The 3,360-nt window shown below is 38.1% G+C and carries 3 protein-coding genes and 1 pseudogene; all 4 read right to left on the reverse strand.

From position 1 onward, the window contains the following. Positions 1-70, reverse strand: a pseudogene (locus tag QZ135_RS25040) (hypothetical protein); the annotation flags it as partial. A gap of 36 nt (positions 71-106) precedes the next feature. Then, positions 107-1,798, reverse strand: coding sequence for an AAA family ATPase (locus QZ135_RS24780; RefSeq protein ID WP_012744107.1), 1,692 nt, complete (start codon positions 1,796-1,798; stop codon positions 107-109). A gap of 563 nt (positions 1,799-2,361) precedes the next feature. Further along, positions 2,362-2,757 carry an Hsp20/alpha crystallin family protein gene (locus QZ135_RS24785; protein WP_294615781.1) on the reverse strand — a complete coding sequence of 132 codons (396 nt, stop codon included), beginning with the start codon at positions 2,755-2,757 and terminating at the stop codon, positions 2,362-2,364. Positions 2,758-3,108: 351 nt separating this feature from the next. Then, the coding region (locus QZ135_RS24790) for a DegV family protein (protein WP_294615783.1) at positions 3,109-3,360 on the reverse strand (252 nt) is incomplete at its 5' end.

Below are 3,360 nucleotides of genomic sequence, written 5' to 3' on the forward strand. Positions count from 1 at the left end.
CCGGTATTGGATTTTTATGCTGATTCTCAATAGTAATGCGAGCATGTTTATGAAAGGGCATTGCAAAATAAGAATTAAGTCATCGTGATGGAACAACAGTTGTTATTTAACACACAACCTTGCACACTTTCTTAAAGCATGCAATCCCATACTTGATAAAGTTATCCATACCATCCTGCTTTAGCTTTGCCACATAATCTTTTTCCTCAATCTGCTTTAATGCCTTATCACAGGCAGCATCCAAATCACCGTCTTCAGCGTACTTGAGTTCTATTACAATTCCTGTTCTGTTTGTCGGTACTTCCACAAGTATGTCACTATAGCCGATTCCCGACTCAGCATTCGATTTGATAAGCCAGTTTGACTTGTAACCCAGGAGTCCCAGCAAAATTCCATGGTAGAAATTTTCTTTCTTCTCTTTTGCAACTGCTGTATCACGTATGCTTATTGTGTTCCACAGATACTCACCATATATCTGTTCAATCTTTTGTGCATCTTCATTCACAAACGCACTACAAAGCTCTTCGAGTGTTTTTCCATCACTTTTAGAAACATCCGAAAACCATTCTTTTATTTTTTTGACAAAAAGATTTCTAATCTCTCTGTTAGGAATTACAAGACAATATTTTCCGCTTTCAGTGCGGCCGTTGTGCGTCAGATAACCTGTCGTAAAAAGCACGCTCCACAGATTTTCTATGCTCTTATATATCTCGTCGTAGGTCAGCTCAGGAGCTACATCCTTTTCAATACTCTCCCCTGCTATCAGCCTCTCTATTTCCGTTTTTGTAGAAACATCAGCCATGTCGATAAATCTGCGGACAATCGCATTTCCGCTTGAATTTGACCAGAAATCCTGCGGTTCTGCAGTCTTGTCATATTTTAACTGATCAACATAGTTTATGACATCCCATGGACAATAAATATCAGCCTTACCAAAATGATACCCATCATACCATTCCTTTGTCTCTTCGAAATGTGATGCCAAATCGTAATCATCCAGTATTTTCTTCACCTCATTATCTGTAAATCCAAACTGTTCATCAAATCTTGCATCCAGAATAGACATCACTTTAAAGTTATTGAGCCCTGTAAAGATGCTTTCCTTCGTGATCCGTAAACATCCTGTCAAAACTGCAAACTGCAGGCTCTCGTTTGTCTTTAGTGCCATTCCAAAAAGCCCTCTGATGAGTGAAACCATCTCTTTATAGTAACCATTCTGGAATGCCTTATCCAGAGGAACATCATATTCATCAATTAATATTACAGTCTTTTGTCCGAAATGCTTATATAATAATTGAGATAAAATCTGCAGACTCGATACAAGCACTTTTTCATCCATTGCATTCGTTCCATCCTTCAATGCAATAATCGCCTTGTAACGCTTTTTTTCATTTTCTGACAGATATTCACTATCTTCCAAAAAGCCGAATCTTTCTGCCTCCATTCCTATAAGCTCAGTAATACGATATATGGCATCCTCGTATTTCAATCCCTCCACACTCTTTAATGACAGGAATATAACCGGATATTTACCCATATGTTCTTCGCAAAGTGCCTTATTTTGCGCAATATATAAGCCATCAAACAATGACTCATCCGCACCGGTTTCAAAAAAAGCTTTAAGCATACTCATGTTAAGAGTTTTTCCGAAACGGCGCGGCCTCGTAAAAAGAGTGACCTCTCCACCGGTTTCAACCAATTGCTCTATGAGTTTTGTCTTGTCAATATAATAAAAGTTGTTCCTTCTGATTTTTTCAAAACTATCAATTCCTACCGGCAGTTTTAAAGTACTCACCATATGAACCTCCACAAAACGTATCAATCCGCTATACTTAGCTATAGTATAGCGGATTGAGGGGCAAAATACAAATATTATTACCGTTCTATTATTCCCATTTTTCTATACACAAGAAGAGCTCTTTCGAGCGCTTTTCGATTTTCATTGTAAAATGAATTTCTAAATTCCGCATGCCCTAATGAAGACAATGATTTGAATTTGCGTTTAAGGAATTATTATTAGAAAAATCAGTTGATAAAAAACCGATTGATGAACTTCCGCTTTCTCTCAAGGAAAAGGTAGTCTTAAAGAAATTAATAAAAGCTGTAGAAGGAACCGATCATCTTTTATCTGAATAACCATTTTATTTTTTCTATTCTTCTTAATGACAGCTATCTGCTATTTTCTTCCTGGCAATCTCGTAAATCCGTTGAACCGTTGTTCTTGCGACTTGCATAGATGCTGCATCCCAAAGCTTCCATATATTCAAATCATTCCTGTGACCGTATTGTAATAATTTTAATTTAAAAAGCCGCCCAGGCCATAGGCCTGTGCGACTTCTCATAACATGATTTAAATTAAGTTTATCCTTCAATAGCAATATGCTTTGTGGTCTCAACTTTCTTTTGCTCCTTCTTCGGAACTGAAAGTTTAAGAATACCGTCCTGATACTTTGCCTTGATATCTTCCTGTTTCAGCTCATCGCCTACATAGAAAGACCTGCTCATAGCACCGGAATAGCGCTCCTTGCGGATGTACTTGCCATCCTTTTCATCCTTCTCTTCCTTGTCAAGTCCTTTGGCTGCGCTGATAGTTAAGTAACCATTTTCCAGCTTAGCCTCAATCTCATCCTTCTTGAATCCCGGAAGATCTATATCTACTTCGTAGCTATTGTCTGTTTCCTTGACATCAGTCTTCATAACGTTCTTTGCGTGTTTACCATAAAGCGCCTTGTCAACATCAGGAAATGAAAAATCCATCCAATCATCGTTAAATAAGTTTTCTCCAAAAATACTAGGCATCAACATAAGTCATCTCTCCTTCTTAATCTATAAAATCTGTGTCAACCTGTTTCTTTGGAACCGGGATGTTTCAAGAACTCAAAGCCTTTGCTTTTTGTTCCTTTCCTTTGTTCTTGACTATGTTATACACCTATTATTAGCACTCGTCAATAGCGAGTGCTAATAATTTATAAAATGTTTATATTTTCCGAGCAGCTTCAAAGTACTTACCATATGAAACTCCATTATTTTGCAATAAATAACACTCCGAGTGTGCCAGGCCCACAATGTGATGAAATCACACCACCTGCTCTTGTCTCTATAATTTCCTTAAAAATGCCAAGAGAGGCTATGTAATCTCTTACCTCTATATTTCCTGCTTGCATCCATTTTACCATCCTTTACAACGATCATGGGATGAAGCGCCAATGCTCCTCCTATAAGCGCAGAAACAGCATTGCATCTGCCACCTCTGTAAAGGTACACAAGTGTATCTACAACAAAGCTTGCTCTTACCTTCGGGATCAGTTCATCAATTCCGGCTTTTATCTCCTCACGGGATTTCCCATCTGCTGCCATAAC

Source organism: uncultured Bacteroides sp., assembly GCF_905207245.1.
Lineage (GTDB): Bacteria > Bacteroidota > Bacteroidia > Bacteroidales > Bacteroidaceae > Bacteroides.